This is a genomic window from Peribacillus simplex, assembly GCF_030123325.1.
Taxonomy (GTDB): domain Bacteria; phylum Bacillota; class Bacilli; order Bacillales; family DSM-1321; genus Peribacillus; species Peribacillus simplex_D.
In genome coordinates this window covers 5,548,500-5,571,430 of record NZ_CP126106.1, presented here as the reverse complement: position 1 = coordinate 5,571,430, position 22,931 = coordinate 5,548,500, and the positions used below count along the sequence as shown (strand labels likewise).

The following is a 22,931-nucleotide window of genomic DNA, read 5'->3' as shown; positions in this document are numbered from 1 at the left end:
AATGCTGTCCCTTTCCTTAAGATACTGATGTTCATGACCGATAAGATAGATATGAGAAATTGAACGGGATAAGTTATGTAATTTGAGGAATGAAGAAGATGTTAAGGGGTTTTTATACGGCTGCTTCCGGGATGCTTACACAGCAAAGGCGCACAGAATTGCTCACAAACAATATGTCCAATGCGAATACAACAGGGTATAAAGCGGATCAAATGAGTGTAAGATCTTTTCCGGAAATGCTCATAAGCAACATGGGTGGTAAAACGGTTCCTACGGAGAGCAAATTGAGCATGCCTAACTTATCCAAGGTTGGGGGGCTCAGTACGGGTGTTTACGTACAGGAGGCGAATCCTTTATTTGCAAAGTAAAATCGACCAAATATAGGTAATAATATCGCGAATGCGGACACGACTGCCTACAAAAAGACCCAAACGAGTTTCAATGATTTATTGACACAGAGTTTCAATAATCAACCGAGTGAGACCAAGGAAAAAGGAAGATTGACCACACCTGGCATCCGGCAAGGAACAGGGGCTATGATAAGCCAATCCCAATTGGTGCTTTCACAGGGAGCTTTAAAGACGACGGACCGCAACCTTGATGCTGCATTCACCCGGGATGACCAGTTCTTCACCGTAAGCGTCCAAGAAGATAATGGGATCAATACAAGGCTTACAAGGGATGGGGCCTTTTATTTATCTCCTAATGCTAACGACCAAATGATGCTCGTTACCTCTGCTGGACATAAAGTCCTTGATGAAAATGGTGAACCGATCCTCGTTGAGGGAAACATTAAAGACATTAAGATTTCGGAAAATGGCTTATTGATGGTGGATACGGAAGAATATGGAGAAAAGAGTTTTGGGCTCGGAATCGTCTCGGTCAAGAAACCGCAATTTCTTGACCGGCTAGGCGGAAATTTACTTGGCCTGCCCAAAAACTTCAATGCCTTGGGTGTTACTGAAGACGATATCATGACTGCATTAACAGGGGATTCCCGCAACCGGGCAGCAGTCCGTCAAGGGTCTCTGGAGTCATCAAATGTCGATCTTTCCAAAGAAATGACGGATCTAATCAATGTTCAGCGTTCTTACCAATTTCAATCCCGGGCTGTAACGATGGCTGATCAAATGAGCGGATTGGTCAATGGAATACGTTAAGGTTTCTGGTAAATAAAATGTCTCCCTGCGGAATTAGAGCAAATCGGTTATAATGAATTCATAACAAAGGGAATCATTCGTGCCGATCATTTTGCATAGCTGCTGAATTCCTGTTTAAAGGGAAGATCAGTCGGCGAGTTTTCTTAAAAGGAGCTTTCACATTCTATATGGAACAAAATCGTGTAATGAGACAACAAATTGAAGAAGAGATAAAGGAAGTCGAGGCGAAGCCGAATCCTAGAATCAAGGTCCGACTTTTGCCAATTTGGCTTCGTTTACTCATTGTTATCGGATTGATTTTCATTGCTGTATTATCCGGGGCACTATTAGGATATAGTGTGATTGGTGGAGGACCTGCAATGGATGTTTTCCAAAAATCCACATGGACCCATATTATTGATATAGTGAACAAGGGCGCTTAGTTCCATGTTTTTTGAAGTAGTTGCTGTCGTTATCGGATTTATATTACATGGCAACTACGCCTCTGTCTGCATGACAGGGGCGAGTTTATGTTAAGTTAGAAATATTTAAGTCATAGGAGGAACATGTATGCTTGATATCACACAAATAAAGGAAATTATCCCGCATCGTTACCCATTCTTATTAGTCGACCGGATCATAGAAATAGATGAAGGGAAAAGAGCGGTTGGATTGAAGAATGTCTCAGCAAATGAAGAATTCTTTAATGGCCATTTCCCCGATTATCCAGTTATGCCTGGAGTTTTGATTGTAGAGGCATTAGCGCAAGTCGGTGCTGTAGCCGTATTGAAGCAAGAAGAATACAAAGGACGGCTTGCCTTTTTCGCTGGAATCGATAATTGCCGCTTTAAGAAGCAAGTTAAACCAGGTGATCAGCTGCGTCTGGAAGTGGAAATAGTGCGTATGAGAGGGTCAATGGGTAAAGGAAAAGCAGTGGCAACGGTAGATGGGGATACAGCATGTGAAGCCGATATCATGTTTGCTTTTGGTGACAAATAAGATTCATTTTCCGCGAAAAGGAAATGGAATGTTTTAACTATATTTTATCGAAAAAGGGTTTAAGGAACCGTGAAGCAGTGTATATAAAAAGCACTGCATTGCTTTTTTAAAAGCAAGAGCGGTTTTTGAACTTTCTATTCTCCCTTTGAATGCCGGACATTTTATATGTCCGGCATTTTTTATTGAGTAAGCAAAACGGATTTTTCTTTTTAAATTTAAAATAGGGCGCAAGTTATTTTCACATTCGGGCAAAATATCTAATGATAAAGAAAGAAGGGAGGTTGCCAAAAATGATGAAGAAAATTTTTGCACTACTTGGGGGATCTTTATTATCAATTATGTTCCTTGCTGGATGTGGAACGAATGATAATGACAACAATCCCGCACCAGAAGATGATAACAACATCATAGAAGATGATAACAATGGTGTAAATGATAACAACGATAATAACGATATGAATGATAACGATGATGATGGAGTGCTTGATAACGACGATAATGACATCGATAATAACGACGATGATAACGTCGATAATGATGCCGATGACTTGATTAAAGACGATAAAAATGACGACAAAAATAAGTAATTAGCACAGAATGAAAAAGGCTGGCTTAGGCAAGAAGAGGATTAATATCCTTATTCGTCTAAGTCAGTCTTTTTTATGTGCATTCGATTAGGGATGGAAATTAAGGGAAGGGTTTTTATTTATTAGTTGCTAATTTAGGCTTTGAGCGGATTTTTTGCTTGAACTCATTTATTAATTCATCGCCGGAAAGACCTTTTTGGACCAAATCTTCAAGAAGGAGTTCTGCATATTTGCTCCGTGTTTTTTGGATGTGGCCAACGAATAAAAGGCTATAATGGTTGCCCACTTTTCTTATTGTACGTAAAACAGTGTGGAACAAAGCCGGTTCATTGTCCTTTTTGGTAATGACTGCCTGGATATACACCTCTCCGTCTATATTGGGAAGTGAGGGCTGAAGCTTATTGAAATGATTTTCTTCTACAAAGGCTTCCAGTAACCATGTTCTGGCGTCATTTTCTTTATTTATAATCAGTCCATCTGTTAATGCGATATCAATCAAGTTTAAATTTTCAGTAACAATTTGCAACGAGATCAATTTAAATGATTTCATCCAATTCCTCCGTTTCTTGCAAGAAAGAGCGGTATTACCTCTCTTAAACGTAAATTTTGAAAATGGTACATATCGGTTTAATCCTTTTAAAGGTAATTATATCATACTAAAAAAAAGTCCCTTAATGAAATGAAAACCCAACATTTGTCTAAATTATGAAGGATAGAATAAAAATTTGCAAAATATTTAATTTTGTTAACTATTCGTTTTTCCCCTGATTTTAATCAATAAAAAATGATTTTGCATCAATCCAAACGGTTTTTTATGAAGAAAAATGGTGTAATAAGACCATTTCCTCCATTTTTTAATCGATGGAAGAAGGAGTATGATTAAAGCATGTTAAAGAGGAAGGAGTGAAAAGATGATTAACCAAGTTACCCTCGTCGGCAGGCTTACGAAGGATCCCGAATTAAGATACACACCCGATGGCAAGGCTGTTTCCAATATCACGTTAGCAGTCAACCGGAACTTCCGTAATACTGTCGGTAACTATGAGGCGGACTTCGTACAGTGTATCATATGGAAAAAGTCGGCTGAAAATACTGCTCAATATTGTAAAAAAGGTGCAACAATCGGCATAACTGGCAGAATACAAACAAGGAGATACGAAAATCAGGAGGGCAAATTTGTATATGTAACTGAAGTGGTTGCCGAGAGGGTTCAATTCATTGGGTCAAAACAAAATGATGTTAAGCCCAAGGATTTTGAACATATTGGTCTATAGTGTTACGTGGAGGCATGATGGCGTGCCACAGGAAGGAGGCAAGATCGTTTTCAAGAAACTTCCGACATTGGAAGCAATAAAAGTATTTATATGACCATAATGAAAAATAAATGCACAGATTTTTAGCATAATTTAGTGAAACTTGACAGTAGTATATAGATTATCTATCATCCATTCATTCCCCAAAAGCTAATAAAGCTTCTTCCCCGCTGGAAACCTCGATTTACCCTCCAAAAAATCGAGTTATCTGATTTTCCCCTTGTAATGACTGCGAATAAGCAGTCATTTTTTTGTGCCAAAATGTGTGCAAATAGGAAAAATAAAAAAATAATTCTGTTAAATTAGAATTTTTAGAAAATATATTGTAATATTTTAATTTTGATGCAATAATAAACCCAATAATATAATTGGAAAAAAAGTTATATATAGGAAGTGATTTGATGGACGAACCAATTATTAAGGTGAATGGTCTGCGAACCAGTTTTCGTACTGACGATGGGGTGATTCCTGTCGTGAATTCAATCGATTTCCATGTCAATCCTGGTGAGGTTTTAGGAATTGTTGGAGAATCGGGATGCGGAAAAAGCGTAACTTCTCTGTCCATCATGGGTCTGGTTCCTTCGCCGGCTGGTAAGGTGGAGGGGGAAATCCTTTTTAAAGGAGAGAACATCGCAAATGCCTCTGAAGCGAAAATGAGAAAAATTCGCGGAAATGATATAGCGATGATATTTCAGGAACCGATGACAAGCCTGAATCCTGTGTTCACTATTGGCGAGCAATTGGTCGAGACGCTTCGGATACATAAAAAATGGAACAAAAAACAGGCCCGGCATCGAGCGGTGGAAATGTTGAAGCTGGTTGGGCTTGGCCGTGCCGAGGAATTGCTCAAAGAATATCCGCATCAGCTTTCAGGTGGAATGAGACAAAGGGTCATGATAGCAATGGCCATGATTTGCGAGCCGAAACTCCTTATAGCCGATGAACCGACAACGGCTTTGGATGTGACGATCCAGGCACAAATCCTAGAGCTAATGAAGAATTTAAATAAAGAAACAGACACGGCAATCATGATGATTACCCATGATCTTGGGGTAGTGGCGCAAATGTGTGAACGTGTCATTGTGATGTATGCCGGCAAGGTGATCGAGGAAGGAAATGTGCAAACGATTTTCCAAAATCCGAAGCATCCTTATACGGTCGGTTTACTTCAGTCGATTCCCGATATGCGAATAAAGAAAGATCGCCTTTACTCGATACCGGGTAATGTGCCAAAACCAGGGACAAGCAACCTTGGGTGCCAGTTTGCCCCCCGATGCTCCCATGCCATGGAGCAATGTATAAATGAGACCCCGTCTCTATTGAAATTCGATGAGGGTCAGCATGTTCGCTGCTGGCTGTATGAAGATGGGAAAGGAGCTGCCTTGCATGAATCAAACATTGGTTAAGGTAGAAAACCTAAAGAAGCATTTTCCAATCAAAGGAGGGGTTCTCGGAAAGACCATCGGAGAGGTCAAGGCAGTTGATGGTTTGTCTTTTTCCATTTATAAAGGGGAAACCTTAGGACTTGTCGGTGAAAGCGGTTGCGGAAAGTCTACTACGGGAAGATTATTGCTTCGATTGCTTGAGCCGAGTGAGGGTAATGTTTATTTCGAAGGAAAGGACCTGACAGCTTTATCTTCCAGTGAAATGAGAAAGATGCGCCGTGAAATGCAGATGGTCTTCCAGGACCCATTCGCTTCCCTCAATCCCAGGCATACCATTGAAAAAATATTGGAAGAACCGCTCATCGTTCACGGGGTTAAAGATAAAAAGGCGCGAAAGGCCCGTGTGCAGGAACTTCTTAAGGTTGTTGGCTTAAGCAGTTACCATGCTAAAAGGTATCCGCATCAATTCAGTGGGGGCCAGCGGCAGCGTATTGGCATCGCGAGGGCACTTGCAGTCAACCCCAAACTGATCATTGCCGATGAGCCGGTATCTGCACTGGATGTGTCGATCCAGGCACAGGTCTTGAATCTGTTGCAGGATTTGCAGGAAGATTTTGATTTGACCTACTTGTTCATTGCCCATGATCTTGGAGTGGTGAGGCATATCTCCGACCGTGTCGGTGTCATGTATCTTGGACATATAGTTGAATTGACGGAAAGTGAAGGACTATATGAAGATCCGCTTCATCCATATACGCAGGCTTTACTATCAGCCGTGCCCATCCCGGATGTGGGATACAAGGGGGATAGGGTAATCCTGCAGGGAGATGTTCCAAGCCCATCAAACCCGCCCGGCGGCTGTCCATTCCATACGAGATGTCCGAAGGCGATGGCAGTATGCAGTACGGAAAAGCCAATCCTGAATGAACATAAACCTGGTCACTACGTTGCTTGTCATTTATACAATTGACACGACGTATACATAAATTCGCAAATAATAAGGGGGAAGAATATGAAGAAAACATTGGCATTATTGCTGGCTGGTATCCTGGCTCTTTCGCTAGCGCTTGCGGGATGCTCCTCGTCTACATCAAAAGAGAAAGATGATGGTAAAGGGGGATCGAGTGAAGCGAAGGGCGGCGTATTGATATACGGTAAAGGCGGAGACGCTGTCGGTCTTGACCCGGCTATCGTAACCGATGGGGAATCATTCATCGTCACACAGCAGATTTTTGAAACGCTTGTGAAATATGGGGAAGATGACACGGAAATCAATCCGGGTCTTGCAGAATCATGGGAAGTGTCCGATGACGCAAAAACATACACATTCAAATTGAAAACCGGAATCAAGTTCCATGATGGTACTGATTTCAATGCAGATGCAGTCGTTAAAAACTTTCAACGTTGGGCACAGAGTAAGGATGAGGGTAAATTTGCGTACTATGCCTCCATGTTCGGAGGATTTGAAGGTGATGAAGGCCATGTGATCAAAGAAGTAAAAGCGATCGATGCCAGCACGGTGGAATTCACTTTGAACCGTCCGCAGGCGCCGTTCCTGAAAAACCTTGCCATGCCTACATTTGCAATAGCCAGTCCGGCTGGAATTGAAAAAGAGGGTGATGACTTCACTAAAAATCCATCTGGTACAGGTCCTTTCAAATTCAAATCATGGAAACCTGGCGATACGATTGAAGTGGTGAAAAACGATGACTATTGGCAAGAAGGACTGCCGAAACTTGATGGAATCACGTTTAAGGTCATTAAAGATAACTCTGCGCGTTTAAATGCTGCAATCAAGGGTGAAATCGACCTGATGGACGGGTTGAACCCAAGTGATATCAGTAAGGTTACAGGAGATGAAAACCTGCAAATATTCGAACGTGCATCCATGAACGTCGGGTACTTTGCTTTCAATGTTGAGAAAGCGCCATTCGACAAGAAAGAAGTGCGTCAAGCCATCTCGCATTTGATCAATAAAAAGGAAATCATTGATAATTTTTATGAAGGCACAGCAGAGCCTGCCAAGAATCCTATGCCGCCATCCGTTTCTGGCTACAATGACAAAGTCGAAGACTATGATTATGATGTAGAAAAAGCGAAAGAACTGCTGAAAAAAGCTGGACTTGAAGACGGATTTAAAATGGATCTATGGGCAATGCCGGTACCGCGCCCATATATGCCAGATGGTCAAAAAGTGGCTGAAGCCATTCAAGCAAGCCTAAAACAAGTAGGCATCGAAGCGAATATCGTTTCGTACGAATGGGCTGCATATTTAGAGAAAGTGCAGGCTGGTGAAGCCCAATCCTTCATGATGGGCTGGACAGGAGATAATGGAGATGCGGATAACTTCCTTTATACATTATTGGATAAAGATAATATCGGCTCCAACAACTATGCCCGTTACGCAAACGATGAGGTCCACAAACTGCTGATCGAAGCTCAGTCCACGGCAGATGAAGCCAAGCGCAATGAGCTGTATGGAAAAGCACAGGAAATCATCCATGATGATGCTCCATGGGTTCCGCTTGTACATTCTTTACCGCAGTTAGCCGGATCTAAGACGGTCAAAGGGTTTGTTCCACATCCAACCGGTTCACAATCCCTTGTTAATGTTTCACTAGAAAATTAACCGTACGAACCGGGTAGTATGGAGTCTTGCATGCTTCCCGGTTTTGTTATGGAATGTATTTCAAAATGATCAAGGGCGCTTCGAAGGACCCTTATTTAAAAGGCGGGTGATTGTTTTGTTTTCCTATACCGTACGACGTTTAGGATCTCTCATTCCAGTGTTACTCGGAATGGCATTTATTGTATTCATGATGATTCGGGCGATTCCTGGAAATCCGGCACAGGTGATTTTAGGGCAGCAAGCAACGGAAGAGGCAGTCGCTGCAATGACAAAGGAACTTGGTCTGGATAAACCTTGGTTCATACAGTTTTGGGATTATTTATCAGGCCTGTTAAAGGGAGACCTGGGTGTTTCTTTAAAAACGAATAGTCCGGTTTCTGAAGAAATTGGGCCGTACCTAATGGCCACGATAGAACTGGCCTTGATCGCCATGATCATCGCCGTGGTCATAGGCGTGAATGCAGGGATAATATCAGCTTGGTTTCAAAACTCATGGTTTGATTATGTCGCCATGGTGATTGCGTTGATTGGTTTGTCCATGCCTATTTTCTGGCTGGGATTAATGGAGCAATACATCGTTTCAATTCAATGGGATTTACTTCCGACGACAGGGCGGGATAATATCAGGGATCCCGTTGAAGCCATGACCGGCCTGTATTTGATAGATACACTCATAGCTGGCAGGGTCGATCAGTTTTTCGAGGTGATCAAACATCTCATTTTGCCGGGGATTGCGCTTGCGACCATTCCGATGGCCATTATTGCAAGGATGACACGGTCGTCCATGCTGGAAGTCATGAGATCGGATTTCATTCGTACGGCTCGTGCTAAAGGAATGAGAATGTTTTGGGTTGTTTACAAGCACTCCCTTAAGAATGCCCTGATTCCAGTGGTGACGGTTATCGGCCTGCAGACAGGATTACTTTTAGGCGGCGCCATATTAACGGAAAACATTTTTGGATGGCCAGGTATCGGTACATATATTTATGATGCAATACTATCTCGGGATTATCCGGTGATACAGTCCGGAATTCTTGTCATCGCCTTTTTGTTTGTCATGATTAATCTAGTTGTGGACTTGTTGTATGCAGCCATCGATCCTAGGATTAAGTATAAATAGGGAGGGGAACTCATGCCTGAAATAGCAACGAATACTTCGCCAATCCTTCCTCCAAAAGAGGCAGAGGAAAAAGTCATTTCTCCCTGGAAGGAAGGATGGAAAAGTTTTAGGAAAAATAAGGTAGCCCTTGTGGGTCTGGGGATTGTTGCATTTTTTATCTTAATCGCCATCTTCGCGCCCGTTATTGCACCTTATTCATTTGAGGGGCAAAAGCTAAGTGATAAACATTTGGCCCCGTCTGCGGAGCATTGGTTCGGAACGGATGAATTTGGACGTGATATTTTGAGCAGGGTCATTTATGGCTCGCGCATATCAATAGGGGTCGGCTTCTTATCTGTTGCGGGATCTGTCGTGGTTGGGTCTTTTTTGGGAATCATTGCCGGTTACTACGGCAGGTGGATAGATACGATCATATCGAGGGTCTTTGACATCATTCTGGCCTTTCCAAGTATCTTGCTTGCCATTGCTGTCGTAGCCGTTTTGGGACCTTCCCTCCGCAACGCACTTATTGCCATTGCCATCGTCAATGTCCCGATATTCGGCCGGCTTTTACGTTCGCGGGTCTTAACGGTGAAAGAAGAGGAATACGTAACGGCTGCGAAGGCAATTGGAATGGGGGATGGCCGCATTCTCCTTCATCACGTCCTTCCGAATAGTCTTGCACCGATTATCGTTCAAGGTACATTGGCGATTGCAACTGCCATAATTGAGTGTGCAGCACTGGGCTTTCTCGGTCTCGGTGCACAGCCGCCAGCACCTGAGTGGGGAAAAATGCTTGCTGATTCCAGGGCGTTCATCATTCAGGCACCATGGACGGTTCTTTTCCCCGGCCTTGCGATCATGCTTACGGTACTCGGCTTTAATCTAATGGGGGATGGGCTGCGCGATGCATTGGATCCAAGAATGAAAAACTAGAAGTAAAAGGGTGATGTTAGTTTAACATCACCATCTTTTTGTCATTTATCTTGTAAATCTATTAAAATATGAAAAATAATAACATAATCCTAGTTCGAAATAGGAAAATAGTGACTATTACCCCTTAAAATCACCCCAAAAGTTGTGATACTTTTATACTCAGTAAGAATATTCCAAAAATTGATTATTTTAGAGGAGGAAAGTTCATTGATTAAACGCAGCTTGTCCATTCTAGCAATCTTTCTATTAGTATTTACTGCAAGCGTTTCCGCAGCCAAGCTCCCAAATCCCCCGTCAGGCTCGGGCGATGCAGGTAAGAAGAATCAGGAAAGTATTATAAAGCTGAAGAAAAATGATTTGGGGAAGAAATACAAAAGCAATGAGAAGGTCAGGGTCATCGTAGAGATGAAGGAAGCCCCGGCAATAGAAACAGCTTCGAAAGAAGGGAAACTTTTTAAACAGTTATCGAAAAATAAGAAACAACAATTAAAGTCCGAAAAGCTGGCTAATCAGAAGAAATTGAAAAAAAAGGTGAAAGAGAAAAAAATAGCTTTCAAGGAACTTGAAAGTTTTACGACAGTCGTCAATGGGTTCAGTGGTGAAATTCAGTATGGTGAAATCAAAAAGGTGGAAGCCATGCCTGAAGTTGCTGAAGTACATATTGCGAATGAATATGAACGTCCTGTAGAAAAACCCGAGATGCTTTATAGTAAAGAACTTGTCCAAGCCCAGGAAGCTTGGCGGGAATATGGATATAAAGGGGAAGGGATGGTCGTCGGGATTATTGATACCGGAATCGACCCATCTCACCGTGATATGGTCCTGAACGACGAGAATAAGGCTGAACTGACTGAAAGTGAAATAAGCGGGATGAAGGAATCTAGCCATCTATTAGGCAATTATTATACGGCGAAGGTACCTTATGGATACAATTACATGGATGAAAATGAAGAAATCCTTGACCTTGGTGAAGGGGCTTCCATGCATGGAATGCATGTAGCAGGTACGGCTGGTGCCAATGGAGATGAAGAGAACGGCGGCATTAAAGGGGTTGCTCCAGAAGCCCAGCTGCTTGCTTTGAAGGTCTTCGGGAATGATCCCGACATGCAGACAACATGGGGCGATATATACATTAAGGCGATTGACGATGCCATCATCCTTGGGGCGGATGTGCTGAATATGAGCCTTGGCTCCACTGCAGGTTTTGTATCGGCAGAAGATCCGGAGCAGCAGGCGGTCTCCCGGGCTGTTGATAATGGGATCCTCATGTCGATTTCAGCAGGAAACTCGGCGCACTTTGGAAATGGATTTGCAAACCCATCTGCCTCGAATCCCGATATTGGCGTTTCAGGTTCACCTGGACTTGCTTACGATTCGGTACAAGTGGCATCGGTAGAGAATAACTATATGGATTTGGATGCAGCGACTTATGATATAAACGGACAAGCAGGTAAAGCTCCATTCATGTCGGCTTCAAGCGTCCATCCCAATGCTTTGAAGGATAAAACACATGACTTGGTGGCTGCAGGTCTTGGGACGCCGGAAGAGCTTTCCAAAGTGGATGTTAAAGGCAAGTTCGCCCTCATCGAACGCGGCACGCTTTCTTTTATAGAAAAGGCGCAAAATGCCCAGGCAGCAGGAGCGACAGGAGTCATCATTTACAATAATGCTGACGGATATATTTCCATGGCCACAGATCCAAGCATCACCATTCCTCAGCTGTTCATGTTGAAATCGGATGGTGCAAAGCTGAAAGCGGCCTTAACGGATGGAGAAAAGGTGAAGGTTACCTTTAATGGTGATAAAACAAAAGCTGTAAATCCAGAAGCAGGGAAAATGAGCTCATTCAGTTCATGGGGAGTCGCACCGAACTTGGATTTCAAACCAGAAATCACTGCTCCGGGCGGACAAATTTATTCGACGCTGAACAACGATGAATATGGAATGATGAGCGGTACTTCGATGGCGGCACCACATGTTTCCGGAGGCTCGGCGCTTGTTCTTGAGAGAGTGGATAAAGAATTTAAGTTAGAAGGATCTGCCCGGGCTAAGTTAGCTAAGAATCTGATGATGAATACTTCAAAACCATTAACGGATCAGGGTGTCGTCAATAAGGCCCTTGACTGGGAAAACCCTTACTCGCCTCGCAGGCAGGGAGCCGGAGTCATGCAGCTGCAATCCGCATTGTCCACACCTGCTGTCGTGACCGAGGCATTCACGAAAGAAGCGAAGGTTGCAATGAAGGAGATCGGCAATAAGTTCGCCTTCACTTTAAAGGTTGAAAACTTCAGCAACAAAGCGGTCAAGTATGATGTAAAAGGAAACATCCAGACGGACTATGCAATCCAGGGACAACTGGGTTATTCCGCTGATGAGCTGGAAGCACAGGAAATTAAGAACGCTTCGATTAAAATCAATAATAAAAATACAAATAAGATTACCGTTCCTGCAAAAAAATCGGTTACATTCGAAGTGAAAGTGGACATATCCGATGCAAAGGTACTTGGCGATGACCTTCAGACTCTTGTAGACATTGACAAGGTCTTTCCAAACGGATATTTTGTTGAAGGGTTCATTTCATTGAAGGATCCAGCCGATACGAATCCGGAACTGAATGTACCGTTTGTAGGGTTTAAAGGGGAGTGGGACAAAGCCCCGATCCTGGATGGCACTAAATATGACAAAGAGTCTTTCTATGGCATGGCAGGAGGAGTATCGACAGCAGGTGAAGATTTCACTTATCTCGGCTATAACCCTGCGGGAAAAACATTCAATGGTAAAAATATTGCGATTTCCCCAAATGGTGATGGTGCACAGGATGACTTCGTGCCGGTCCTATCATTCTTACGGAATGCGAAAAAAGTAGAATACAATATATTGAATGGTGAGAACAAGTCTGTCCGGAAACTTCGCACAGAGAAAAATGTACGTAAGGACTATTATGATGGCGGACAAGGGACTGCATACACCCTGGATCCGGCCCGTAAATGGGATGGTAAAATCAATAATGCACTCGCTAAGGATGGGGTCTATTATTTTGAAATCAAAGCGATGATAGATTACGAGGGTGCGAAATGGCAGACGTTTAAAATGCCTATCAAAATCGATACGGTAAAGCCGACAGTCAAGATTTCGAAAAAAGGCAATGTATTGACCATCCAAGGTAAGGATAATCTGAATGGTTCAGGGCTTGCTTATTACGATGTACAAGTAGATGGAGCATCCATCATGGAAGAACCGCTCCCGGCGAATGCGAAACAATTCACCCTACCTGATGTAAAAGGGGAAAAGGTTCAGGTTGTGGCAATTGACTATGCAGGTAATGAAAAAACGGCTGAAACCGAATTGGCAAGTGATTCGGCTCCGATCGATAATCATGCACCAGCTGTAAAGATCAAGAGTCCTGAAGCCTTGAGCGTGAACAATAAAAATAAAATCAAAATAACTGGAGAAATTGAAGAAGCGTCGGGAATAACGGAATTTAAAATCGACAATAAAACGGTACCTGTAACGTATAACAAGACGAATAATAAATATCAATTCTCATATGAAAAGAATTTTGTAGATGGTGTCCAAAGCTTCACGGTTAAAGCAACCGATAAATGGGATAACACGGTTTCCTTTAAACGGACGATTATGGTCGATGCAACAAAGCCAGGGTTAAAAGTTAAAGGTGTACCGGAAACTGTGGGAGCAAAAGGAAAGAATCCAAAAGTGGACGTGACGGTAGAGGATAATTTCGATGAAATCCGCCTTTACCTGAACGGAAGCGAAGTATTCTATCATGAATTCAAGGAACCATACAAAATGCGTGCCTATAAGAAGAAGATAGAGGATTTGGAGCTGCCGCTTAAAACAGGCAACAACAAGATTGAATTTAAGGTGACCGATCTTGCAGGAAATGAATCGAAGAAATCCTTTAACATCAATAAAGCTAAAAAATAATGAAAAACAGCCCTCTTATCCAAGAGGGCTGCAGTTTGTACAAATAATTGATTTTACCTACTGTTTTTTTGAGGGTTTGTACAATTCGAGCGTTGATTGGAACGTAGGGCACTCGCTTTCCGCGGGCGGTCCGGGAGCCTCCTCGGCGCTCTTTGCGCCTGCGGGGTTCTCCCTTGGACACGCTTTTCTAAGCAGGAGTCTCGTACCTTCCGTTCCAATCAACTGAAGACTATAGGGAAACTCACTTTTCTTCATACAAAATGGGGTTCGGAATGGACTACCCCGAACAATGATAAATAAAAGAAGAATTGGTTATCCTTCATGAATTTATACCTTTTAATATGGAATGAAACCCTCATTAAATTGAAGGAATTTGCGACACTCCTGCCGAATTACTGGCTAGCCGAGACACCACAGGCGCTTGCGCCGAGGAGGCTTGGCAGACAGTCGGCGGAAAGGGAGCGGATTTCTGAAATCAACTGAACTTTTTAAATAAAAAATTGCAGGCAAACTCGCTTTCTTCATATTTGTCTACAGTTTGAGCCCTCTTTTCCAAGAGGGCTGTCTTTGTGTAATAAGATTTCCCGAGTATGGATTTGATGACTGAATTCTTTCATGCTGTTTAGGAAGCGGTTTGCTGTGTTTTCACCGTGCAAATATGTAAATCTATTAGTGAGGAAGTAATTTCATTTTCCGGCAGGTATTTGGAATGGGATAAAAGAATTAGGTATAAAGAATCTATAAAAAGGAGGGTATCTATGAAATATAAGAAGAAATCCAGTAAAAAAGTAAGGAGTCTTGGAATTACAGTGAAATTCGAAAGGAAAGGAAGCGACAGGTCATATCTTACAAAACCGAGTTTCTTTGATGCACTTCAGCACGTCCATTCTCCCTTTGAAAAGGCTCCCCGCTCCGATTCCCCTTATCAGGACTTTCCTCTATGTAAGGAGGTAACCCTTTCTTTCTTTGAAAGAGGTGCTAAAACAACCATTAATTATGATCCCCACCAAGAAAAAATCATCATTGAGGAAAGTTCAGGGACATTTCAGCCTAATAAGGGTGAGGCGCTTATTGCAATCCTTGACCATATCATGATCAATCATGGCTATCACCATTCTTTTTTCATCATCCAGCAAAAAGGGCGGAACGTAAAAATGAAAGCTGCTAGCCCTTGATATCTTCTTCTGGAGCTGCAGGACATTGTAGGGTATGAGGAACGTACGAATAAGATACTTTACTTAATAGGAATGGAGCTGCCACGGCAGCTCCTCGACATGATGAGCGTCTCCTATCCTTCAAAGCGTCAAACCATCCGCCGAATGATCTTCGAAAGGGTTTGGATGCCATAAGCCAATTGATCCTCCGAGGCGTATGAATAGGAAAGCCGTATATGTGTATGGTTATTTGGTTCGTATATGTATCCCGGATTAAGAAGTATGTTCTCCTTTATCGCTTGCTTGAAAAGGTTTGGATTCACGATGGGTTTACACAATTTTAACCATATATAAAAACCGCCTTTAGGTATTTGCCATTCAGCCAGTCCCTTAAAGTATTGATCGAGAAGGGTTAATGTAAAATCCCTGCGATCTATCAACTCATGCCTTAGCCACTCTAAATGCCTTGAATACTGACCATTTGCTAACCACTCTGCCACAAGGTGTTGGGAAAGTGCACTGGAACCGTAATCCATTTGCATTTTAATGTCCGCTAAACGTTCAATCACAGTTATCGGGCCAGCAATCCATCCGATACGCAATCCGGGGCTCAATGTTTTGGACATGCTGCCAATGTGCAATACAAGGCCATCTGCATCAAGGGATTTTAAAGGCGGCGGTGGTTCCCTTTCAAACCACAAATCACTATATACGTCATCTTCAATAATCGGGATCTGTTCTTTTTTGCAAAGTGATAGGAGGTTTAGTCTTTCTTCTTTTGTCCATGTAGTATTTGTTGGATTGTTGAACGTTGGAACTGTATAAAACAGTGACGCTTTCTTCCTTCCATTGATGCGCTTTATTTGTGTCGGAATACTTTCCCTGCCTTGTATTGATAAACCTACCAATTGCATCCCAGCAGATTGAAATGGGTGAACGGAATTTAAATAGGAAGGGGATTCATGTAATATCAACGATCCCTTTTGAAGTAAACCAACTGAAATCAACTGGAGTGCCTGAAGCCCGCCAGAAACGACCATGAGGGAGCTGGGACTTGCGTCGATCCCTTTTGTTTCTAAATAAACACTTATACATTGGCGAAGTCTCTTATCACCCTTGGGCTCGGAATAACCTAATGAGTGGGCATCAAAAGAAGTGGATCGCAACGTCTTTTCGATTTGTTTTGTAGGCAATAGAGCCGGAGATAGTTCGCCCGTGCCCAATCTGATGATGGCGGTGTCCGTTTCATATTGATTAATGTCCTGAATCGTTTTTAAATTAGGTTCATGAAGGCCGTTCCGGACATAGTTTTTCCAGTCAGGCTGTTTGCTGGAGACGAGCACATTCCAAGTATTATTTGAAACGAATGTGCCGGACCCCATCTTAGTTTCCAATAATCCGTCTGCAATCAACTCATCTATGGCCGTGATGAGGGTACTTCGGTTTACACCAAATGATTCGGCCAATGAGCGTTGTGATGGAAGCTTAGTACCAACCGGCCATTCCCCTCGTGTAATTTGTTGTTTGACCCAATCTACTATTTGTTGGTGAAGTGATTGGTCGGAAGCCCGGTTTGGTCTCCATTCGATAAACATGCGAAACCACTCCTTTCATGTTCTATATTCATTATAAATTGGTTGGTTTGAAAACCAACCAATTGGATGGTCAATTCCTTTGTTGTTTTCATTATACTGAATATGAAGGGAGGGGGTATTCGTATGGGGCCATTTTTTCATGGATTATTATTGGCATTAGGCCTGATACTTCCGTTGGGAGTGCAAAATGTATTCATTTTTAATCAAGGAGCAATCCAACCTACAATAAAAAAAGCGTTGCCAGCCACGATCACAGCTGCAATTTGTGATACAATGCTCATTCTGCTGGCCATTTTAGGTGTTTCGTTGGTTGTCATGCAATACGATTGGTTGCGCCTTACATTGATCATAATCGGAGTTATATTTTTATTGTATATGGGTTTTCAGATTTGGTTTGCCAAATCTAATTCACAGTCAGGTGCCCAATCCATGCAGATGTCGACCAAAAAGCAAATTGTGTTTACTCTATCAGTCTCATTACTGAACCCGCATGCAATCCTGGATACGATAGGTGTAATCGGTTCGAGCTCACTAGTTTATTCTGGGAAAGATAAAATGATATTCACCATAACGTGCATCTTTGTGTCATGGTGCTGGTTCCATGGATTATGTCTTGCGGGGCGATTGCTGAAAAAGGTTGATACATCCGGAAAATTCCTTGGAATATTAAATAAAATTTCTGCAATCATCATTTGGATCACAGCTCTCTATATGGTGAAATCGCTTTTTTGAATCAGATAAACGTATCAAACTAGACCATGCCAGGCATTCAAGGGTTGAAAATTTACAGGACGCTTATTTATAAAAAAAGGGGAATGCATATCATATATGCATTCTCCCTTTTTTTGTCCTGATAAGCTGACTACCTGCCCTCATTCATCTACATATCGTGAGAGCGGGTTATTGAAGAGCGACCAAGTCCTTGATTTCCTCTGTGGAAAGTTCGGTGATCCAGTTGTCACTGCTGATGATCTCGTCGTTCAGGGCTTGCTTTTTATCAAGCATCTGGTCTATTTTTTCTTCCAGGGTCCCTGTGCAGATTAGCTTATGAACGTGAACGAAACGCTGTTGTCCAATTCGGTAAGCACGGTCGGTGGCTTGATTTTCAACAGCTGGATTCCACCAGCGATCATAGTGAATCACGTGGTTCGCTTCTGTAAGATTAAGTCCAGTGCCGCCTGCTTTCAACGAGAGTATGAAGATGGGGAATTCCCCATCTTGGAATCGGGTGATCATTTCATCACGCTGCTTCTTGTTTGCACTCCCGTTCAGGAATGGCACTTCAAAGCCATATCTTTTTTCCAGCAATTCTTTAATCATATTGCCCATCCCGATATATTGCGTGAAAATGAGACAGCTTTCATCCTGTTCGCGGACAGCATCGATAAGCTCGGTCAGCTTCTCGAGTTTGCCTGATCGGTTAGGGGCCTTCATGATGTTTTCCTTTTCCGTCTCTTTTAAGTAAAGAGCTGGATGATTGCAAAGCTGCTTGAGCTTATTCAGCATCTGGAGTATGATGCCTTTTCTTTCAAAGGCAGACAGTTGTTCGATATCAGTGAATGTATCTTTTATCAGTTGTTCATACAACGATGCTTGCTCGGTGGTAAGCGGTACGAATTCCTTTTGTTCTTGCTTATCCGGAAGATTAAGAGCGACTTCTTTATCGCGTTTTGTACGGCGAAGCAAGAAGGGCTGTATCAAACGCTGCAATTCTTTAATTTTATCTTTCTGTTCATCACGCTCAATGGTCGCCACATATTTTTCCTGAAACTGACCTAGCGTTCCGAGGTAACCTTTGTTGATGAAGTCGAAAATCGCCCACAGCTCACTTAAACGGTTTTCCATCGGTGTACCCGATAAGGCGATATGATGTCTGCCGTTTAGCTTGCGGACCGCTTTGGATTGTTTTGTTTGGGCATTCTTGATGTTTTGTGCTTCATCAAGGATAACGCTGCTCCAATGGATGGTGGTCAGTTCAGCCACATCTTGGTGGGTCAGTCCATATGATGTTAAGACAATATCATGATCGGCTGCCAGTTTAGTAAATGCTTCACCTTTAGCACGATTCGATCCGTAATGAAGGTGAACTTTAAGTGATGGTGCGAATTTTTCCAATTCCTTTTGCCAGTTGCCTAGAACTGATGTCGGGCAGACGATGAGCGCCGATTGTACAGAGACGGATTCGGGGGCAGTGGCAATGACCTCAGCCTCATCACTGCTCTCTGCGCTGCTATCCTCTTCGACGATGATCGGTTCACTTTTCTGTTCGTCCCTGGGGGCAGTGGGGAGCTCTTTACCGGCTCCTTCTTTGCCTTTCACATGAAGTAGGTAGGCAATCATCTGGACGGTTTTTCCAAGTCCCATATCGTCGGCTAGACAAGCACCAAAACCATGCTCCCTTAAAAAAAGGAGCCAGCTCATGCCCAGTTTTTGATAGGGGCGTAAATCACCTTGAAGTGCATTAGGGACGGGCAGGATGGATATGTTTTTGGTTTCCCGGAGTCTTCCAACCATTTTACGGAGCTCCTGGTTCAATTCAAATTGAATCCGTAGCATTTCGCCGTTTTCAGAATCGTCACCGCCATCTTCATTTACGCCATTCAACAGTTCCTGCTGCAGTAAGTCAGTCAATTGGATTCCTTTTTCATTAGCTGTTTCCATCAGCTCCTGAATTTGTTTAATGAAAGCTGGATCAAGCTTGACCCATTGGCCGCGAATGAAGACAAGCCGCCTTTTTTCATTGACGAGCTCCTCGAACTCCGCCTCGGTGAGCTCTTTGCCATTTAATGAGAACCGCCAATCAAAGTCCATTAAAGCTTTTAACCCGACATAAGACGGGCCGCGGTTCGATTGGCTCTTCACTTTCGCCTTGACCTTCAATGAGGACTCTTTCAAGGCAAGCCACCACGATGGAAGGAGAATTTCGACGCCAAGAAACAGGAGCTTTTCGCTTGCGTCGGTCAAGAACTCCCATGCATCCGTTTCCGAAATCTCCCTTTTCAGGCGGCCATTCTCCCCGAGCCATGGCACGACGAGTTGCCAGCGTTTCGTAGCACGCACCACTTCACTTGCATACTTATTCCAGCCGCGCGGCAGTTTTTTTCCTGTATATGTTTCAATGATATTCTCATCCCTTTTTGAACGAAGGGTAACATCGAGTATCCAAGGCCCATTGCCATCAGGAGGCTCAGTTAAACGGAGACCTATAGTGAATGGCTTGGGATCGGGCAGGGTACCGAGCCATTCCTGCCAGCTATCTTTGTCAAAAAAGGCCTGCAATTCTTCGGGAGAAAGTCGTGTATCCTTTAATGCCCCAACAGCTTCGCTCCATTTATGCTGCATGGGTGAATAGTTTTTTAAATACATATTAGCGGCACCGTTATACCACTTTTCGATAAAAGTACGGTTGGTTTCCATTTCAGGTGAAGGGAGATCCAAAGATATTTCTTCTTCCCAAAAGGAAGGGACGAATTCCTCTTCCACTTCTTCCGGCAGCCTCCAGCCGATGGAGTCCGACTGAAGATTAGTGAAATCCGGTACGGGGATTCCCGCTTCAATGGATTCATGAAGAACGGGCGCTGCTGACAGGCAAAGGGAGGATAACTCGGACCATTCCCATTCTATGAAGGAGTTAAAGCTTTCCCTAGCAAAACAGTTGAGAAGTCCCCAAGCGTCAAGAATGAATACTTGATTTCCATCCACTATATCAGTAGTCATTTTAGTACCATAAAAGCTTGCGTCATCCCAGTTGAATAACAGCCTGCGTATATAATTCGTAGTGAGGAAGGTATTCTCTTCATTGACGACACCAAGGGCGTAAGTTCCGTTTTCGAGAGCCGCTATTTTGATTTTTAATTTCCCTGGATTAAACATCGATAAGCTTACCCCTTTTTAGTTCTTCTTGGAAAGCGCGAAGCCGTTTGGTTGAATCTGCTACATAAAGTATATAACGATCGAATACGTCTTCCTTTTTGCTCTTTTTATAAATGGTGCGCATCCTTTTCAAATAACGGACAGCTTGCTTATAAGCAGGCCGGTTTTTCAAAGAAACCTTTTCCTGGACCGCATGATAATAAAGTGGCAGGATTAGTTCCGGTTCTTTTGAGACCACTTCTTTGATGGATTCACTGCTGATTAAGTCAATGCTGATTTCTGAGTAAATATGCATCTCCACCCATTTTTTATATTGTCCCTGTTCAAAAAGGAAATTTGCATAGTTCCAATAGCTGTGCGGAAGGGTGGCCCTGTAAAATTTCTCAAGCAAATCGGTCCGTTTCAATTTATAACAGCAACTGTTAATTAAAGTCGTGAACGTTCGGACGAAATCTACCCGTTTATAATAATCGGATAAACCGGCAAGGAATTCCTGGACATTATTATTGATGAATTCAATGAAAGGGATGGCACGTGATCGGTTGTCAGATTCAGCCAGGAGATTCAGCCAATAAAAAATGTATGGACAGGCTTCCTTCTTCAATTCATGAAGAAGCTCAATCGCTTGTTTATCATGGCTCTCCAAAAGGGATAGGTGAATGGCTGCGAGGGAATAGGACGTCCGCTCGGTGGTCCCCATATATTTGTCGGGAAGTACTTTATTGATTCGTTCCAGTTCCTCTTTACGCCATGAGGAATTGGAGAATAAGTAGCTCCATATCTCCCGGTAGAGGTCGATCTTTTCGTATTCCAGGCCTTCTCCTCCATCCAGTAGTTTAGCTACATCTTCCTTGATGCTGAAAACGAAGGGATCAAAGGCGAAGGGCCTCGCTTGCCTGCTAAGCGGCTGTACCGATTCATGCAGCTCTTCTGCCAGGTCGACGGCAAGTGCATAAAAGACCCTGATCGTTTGCGTCTCACTTTTATGCAGCTGAATCATTCTCAGTGTCTGCTGCATCGTGCAAAATTGCGTAACGAAATGATAAAGTAACTTCCATTCCCTTTCCATTGGAGCTTTTGAGCTAAGGCGTTTAAAGTAAGTTTGTATATGGTTTTCAATCATATAAGTAGCCTCGCCTATATGAGGCTCGACATGTTCCGCAAAGGCATCATTGACGAATTGCTTCCATGATGGGTAGCTTTTATCTAAGACGATGGAATTCCCCGCCGTCTGTTTAAGTAATTCACTTGCCCGTTTAACTTGCTGCAGTGCTTGGGCAGTTGAGGTGTTTTTTGGTGCTTTCCATTCGCTCAGCCATTCGGAAACACTAGCGTGTTCAGAATATGCAGAAAAGAAAACGGCCATTTGATGCCGGCATATGAACCTTGAATCACATGTACAGCTTCCATCCTGAGGGAAGAGCAGATTCAGCCTGGCCTTAAAGCGTGTCCCATCCTGTACTTCGGCCCCAATCGTATCCACCGCTTCCTCTTTAATATCAACGAGCCCCTGACGGTATAACTGGAGCCCTTGATTCACCACATCCGAATCTTCCGGATCCCCGGCCTCCAAAAATTCCGCCAGCCGCTCCCCAACTAACAACAACTCCCGCTCCATACTCTCCTCCTTCAGGGACAAGCCCTGTTTACCAAAAATTGTATTTTTTTATGATCATGAACCATCAGTTCTTTAGCTTATCGTAATCCCGCCCCGGTTATTTTGGGGCTGTGCATATATTACATCCCGAGATCGATTGCCGGGCTTTTTCCATGGCCGTTCTCTTTACGTTCTAATCCATTTAATCGAACAAACCATCACTGCTTCTATCCGTATATTCATAAAAACCCTGTAAAAGTCAATATCGTCAAAAATCCCCTTGAATATAAGCGGTTCGGATATAAACAGGAATAACTGGCATTAATGTTAAACATGCCTGAAATCCTTCATCCTCATTACGCTTCACAAAACCAATGGATGAGGGGCTGGAACCTTTTTTAAAGGTGCGTTTTTGAAGCATCTCTTTATTATACTTCATTTTGGCATGGAATTTAAAATGTAGAATGGAGGTTTTGAAAATGATGCGTGTGAAATTATACATATTCCTGGTGAATGGCTCAGTTTGTAGGTAAATGGGGTTCTATACAAAAGTTTTAAAAAAGTTGACTGGAGCGGGTGCCTGAAGGCAATGTTCAATTTGTGCATACCTAAAAAAATTGCAGACAAACTCGATTTTCATCGAGTTTGCCAGTCCGGAGCCATTCCCGTGGGAATGGCCA

At 43.0% G+C, this 22,931-nt stretch carries 18 protein-coding genes and 1 pseudogene; 15 read left to right on the top strand and 4 right to left on the bottom strand.

Going from position 1 to position 22,931, the window contains the following annotated elements:
• Positions 1 to 98: 98 nt before the first annotated feature.
• From QNH43_RS26545 to QNH43_RS26525, 5 genes and pseudogenes are all read left to right on the top strand, one after another.
• A pseudogene (locus tag QNH43_RS26545) lies at positions 99 to 365 on the top strand (flagellar basal body protein); the annotation flags it as partial.
• A gap of 15 nt (positions 366 to 380) precedes the next feature.
• A complete protein-coding gene (locus tag QNH43_RS26540; RefSeq protein ID WP_283918459.1) occupies positions 381 to 1,160 on the top strand; it encodes a flagellar hook-basal body protein in 780 nt (259 codons plus the stop codon).
• A gap of 167 nt (positions 1,161 to 1,327) precedes the next feature.
• Positions 1,328 to 1,582, top strand: a complete 255-nt coding sequence (locus QNH43_RS26535; RefSeq protein WP_283916325.1) for a DNA-directed RNA polymerase subunit beta — start codon at positions 1,328 to 1,330, stop codon at positions 1,580 to 1,582.
• Between the two features lie 127 nt (positions 1,583 to 1,709).
• Positions 1,710 to 2,138 (top strand): 3-hydroxyacyl-ACP dehydratase FabZ, encoded by a 429-nt coding sequence (gene fabZ, locus QNH43_RS26530; RefSeq protein ID WP_283916324.1) that lies wholly within the window; start codon positions 1,710 to 1,712, stop codon positions 2,136 to 2,138.
• A 290-nt stretch (positions 2,139 to 2,428) separates the two neighbouring features.
• Positions 2,429 to 2,725, top strand: coding sequence for a hypothetical protein (locus QNH43_RS26525; RefSeq protein ID WP_283916323.1), 297 nt, complete (start codon positions 2,429 to 2,431; stop codon positions 2,723 to 2,725).
• Positions 2,726 to 2,840: 115 nt separating this feature from the next.
• Here the strand turns inward: QNH43_RS26525 and QNH43_RS26520 are convergent, their stop codons facing one another.
• Positions 2,841 to 3,275: a YwpF family protein gene (locus QNH43_RS26520; protein ID WP_283916322.1), complete on the bottom strand. Its 435-nt coding sequence runs from the start codon at positions 3,273 to 3,275 to the stop codon at positions 2,841 to 2,843.
• 361 nt (positions 3,276 to 3,636) lie between these two features.
• Between QNH43_RS26520 and ssb the strand changes: the two genes are divergently transcribed.
• From ssb to QNH43_RS26475, 9 genes are all read left to right on the top strand, one after another.
• Entirely contained in the window at positions 3,637 to 3,999 is a 363-nt protein-coding gene (gene ssb, locus QNH43_RS26515) for a single-stranded DNA-binding protein (RefSeq protein ID WP_076368327.1), read from the top strand.
• Between the two features lie 440 nt (positions 4,000 to 4,439).
• Positions 4,440 to 5,444, top strand: coding sequence for an ABC transporter ATP-binding protein (locus QNH43_RS26510; RefSeq protein WP_185150822.1), 1,005 nt, complete (start codon positions 4,440 to 4,442; stop codon positions 5,442 to 5,444).
• Complete coding sequence (locus tag QNH43_RS26505; RefSeq protein WP_192207231.1) at positions 5,425 to 6,393, top strand: ABC transporter ATP-binding protein; 969 nt, start codon at positions 5,425 to 5,427, stop codon at positions 6,391 to 6,393. The genes QNH43_RS26510 and QNH43_RS26505 overlap by 20 nt, the downstream gene beginning before the upstream one ends.
• Positions 6,394 to 6,435: 42 nt before the next feature.
• A complete protein-coding gene (locus QNH43_RS26500; protein ID WP_283916321.1) occupies positions 6,436 to 8,052 on the top strand; it encodes an ABC transporter substrate-binding protein in 1,617 nt (538 codons plus the stop codon).
• Between the two features lie 115 nt (positions 8,053 to 8,167).
• Positions 8,168 to 9,172 (top strand): ABC transporter permease, encoded by a 1,005-nt coding sequence (locus QNH43_RS26495; protein WP_283916320.1) that lies wholly within the window; start codon positions 8,168 to 8,170, stop codon positions 9,170 to 9,172.
• 12 nt (positions 9,173 to 9,184) lie between these two features.
• Entirely contained in the window at positions 9,185 to 10,087 is a 903-nt protein-coding gene (locus tag QNH43_RS26490) for an ABC transporter permease (protein WP_283899671.1), read from the top strand.
• Positions 10,088 to 10,294: 207 nt separating this feature from the next.
• Positions 10,295 to 14,032 (top strand): S8 family serine peptidase, encoded by a 3,738-nt coding sequence (locus tag QNH43_RS26485; RefSeq protein ID WP_283916319.1) that lies wholly within the window; start codon positions 10,295 to 10,297, stop codon positions 14,030 to 14,032.
• Between the two features lie 321 nt (positions 14,033 to 14,353).
• Entirely contained in the window at positions 14,354 to 14,515 is a 162-nt protein-coding gene (locus tag QNH43_RS26480) for a hypothetical protein (RefSeq protein WP_283916318.1), read from the top strand.
• A gap of 275 nt (positions 14,516 to 14,790) precedes the next feature.
• Positions 14,791 to 15,207, top strand: a complete 417-nt coding sequence (locus QNH43_RS26475; protein ID WP_283916317.1) for a hypothetical protein — start codon at positions 14,791 to 14,793, stop codon at positions 15,205 to 15,207.
• Between the two features lie 128 nt (positions 15,208 to 15,335).
• Here QNH43_RS26475 and QNH43_RS26470 read toward each other — a convergent pair whose 3' ends face one another.
• Positions 15,336 to 16,781, bottom strand: coding sequence for an aminotransferase-like domain-containing protein (locus QNH43_RS26470; protein WP_283916316.1), 1,446 nt, complete (start codon positions 16,779 to 16,781; stop codon positions 15,336 to 15,338).
• 123 nt (positions 16,782 to 16,904) lie between these two features.
• Here QNH43_RS26470 and QNH43_RS26465 point away from each other — a divergent pair, with 123 nt between their 5' ends.
• Positions 16,905 to 17,513: a LysE/ArgO family amino acid transporter gene (locus tag QNH43_RS26465; protein ID WP_283916315.1), complete on the top strand. Its 609-nt coding sequence runs from the start codon at positions 16,905 to 16,907 to the stop codon at positions 17,511 to 17,513.
• A gap of 168 nt (positions 17,514 to 17,681) precedes the next feature.
• On the opposite strand, the gene QNH43_RS26460 is transcribed toward QNH43_RS26465, so the two are convergent.
• Both QNH43_RS26460 and QNH43_RS26455 read right to left on the bottom strand, forming a co-directional pair.
• A complete protein-coding gene (locus QNH43_RS26460; protein WP_349654794.1) occupies positions 17,682 to 20,654 on the bottom strand; it encodes a DEAD/DEAH box helicase in 2,973 nt (990 codons plus the stop codon).
• Complete coding sequence (locus QNH43_RS26455) at positions 20,647 to 22,272, bottom strand: hypothetical protein (RefSeq protein WP_283916314.1); 1,626 nt, start codon at positions 22,270 to 22,272, stop codon at positions 20,647 to 20,649. The genes QNH43_RS26460 and QNH43_RS26455 overlap by 8 nt, the downstream gene beginning before the upstream one ends.
• Positions 22,273 to 22,931: the final 659 nt, after the last annotated feature.

Bases quoted from the DNA above. Each gene is read 5' to 3' on its own strand.
- QNH43_RS26475 (WP_283916317.1), top strand. From the start codon at position 14,791: ATGAAATATAAGAAGAAATCCAGTAAAAAAGTAAGGAGTCTTGGAATT.
- QNH43_RS26490 (WP_283899671.1), top strand. From the start codon at position 9,185: ATGCCTGAAATAGCAACGAATACTTCGCCAATCCTTCCTCCAAAAGAG.
- QNH43_RS26470 (WP_283916316.1), bottom strand. From the start codon at position 16,781: ATGTTTATCGAATGGAGACCAAACCGGGCTTCCGACCAATCACTTCAC.
- ssb (WP_076368327.1), top strand. From the start codon at position 3,637: ATGATTAACCAAGTTACCCTCGTCGGCAGGCTTACGAAGGATCCCGAA.
- QNH43_RS26510 (WP_185150822.1), top strand. From the start codon at position 4,440: ATGGACGAACCAATTATTAAGGTGAATGGTCTGCGAACCAGTTTTCGT.
- QNH43_RS26465 (WP_283916315.1), top strand. From the start codon at position 16,905: ATGGGGCCATTTTTTCATGGATTATTATTGGCATTAGGCCTGATACTT.
- QNH43_RS26500 (WP_283916321.1), top strand. From the start codon at position 6,436: ATGAAGAAAACATTGGCATTATTGCTGGCTGGTATCCTGGCTCTTTCG.
- QNH43_RS26525 (WP_283916323.1), top strand. From the start codon at position 2,429: ATGATGAAGAAAATTTTTGCACTACTTGGGGGATCTTTATTATCAATT.
- QNH43_RS26455 (WP_283916314.1), bottom strand. From the start codon at position 22,272: ATGGAGCGGGAGTTGTTGTTAGTTGGGGAGCGGCTGGCGGAATTTTTG.
- QNH43_RS26460 (WP_349654794.1), bottom strand. From the start codon at position 20,654: ATGTTTAATCCAGGGAAATTAAAAATCAAAATAGCGGCTCTCGAAAAC.
- fabZ (WP_283916324.1), top strand. From the start codon at position 1,710: ATGCTTGATATCACACAAATAAAGGAAATTATCCCGCATCGTTACCCA.
- QNH43_RS26505 (WP_192207231.1), top strand. From the start codon at position 5,425: ATGAATCAAACATTGGTTAAGGTAGAAAACCTAAAGAAGCATTTTCCA.
- QNH43_RS26520 (WP_283916322.1), bottom strand. From the start codon at position 3,275: ATGAAATCATTTAAATTGATCTCGTTGCAAATTGTTACTGAAAATTTA.
- QNH43_RS26535 (WP_283916325.1), top strand. From the start codon at position 1,328: ATGGAACAAAATCGTGTAATGAGACAACAAATTGAAGAAGAGATAAAG.
- QNH43_RS26480 (WP_283916318.1), top strand. From the start codon at position 14,354: ATGAATTTATACCTTTTAATATGGAATGAAACCCTCATTAAATTGAAG.